This window comes from Bradyrhizobium sp. Crot121 (genome assembly GCF_059512385.1).
The window spans coordinates 1-450 of sequence record NZ_JCAMOR010000377.1 but is presented as its reverse complement, the minus strand read 5'-3'; the positions used below and the strand labels follow the sequence as shown (position 1 = coordinate 450).

General features: G+C 62.4%; 1 pseudogene. It reads left to right on the top strand.

The annotated features are described in order from the left end of the window. Positions 1-132: 132 nt before the first annotated feature. Positions 133-450: pseudogene (locus AC5ZGW_RS47060) on the top strand (hypothetical protein); the annotation flags it as partial.

Below are 450 nucleotides of genomic sequence, written 5' to 3'. Positions count from 1 at the left end.
GATCTTGCAGGTCCTCACGATCATCCGGCCCGAGACGGTCGTGCGTTGGCACCGGGCCGGCTTTCGCGGCTATTGGCTTGGAAGTCGCGCCCGATCGGAGGGCGGCCGCCGATCGACACGAGGCTGCGCGCGTTGATCCGGCGGATCAGCATCGAAAATCCGCTGTGGGGCGCGCCACGCATCCACGGCGAACTGCTCAAGCTCGGGTTCGAGGTCGCGCAGTCCAGCATCGCCAAGTACATGGTGAATCGACGCGGGCCACCCAGCCAGGGATGGCGGATCTTCTCGCGTAATCACGCGCCGGACATTGCCGCCATGGATTTGTTCGCTGTTCCGACCATCGGTTTCGACCTGCTCTATGCATTTGTCATCATCCGGCTCGACCGCAGAGACCTCGTCTGGATCAACGTCACAGCAAATCCGACGGCGGAATGGGTTGCACGTCAAATC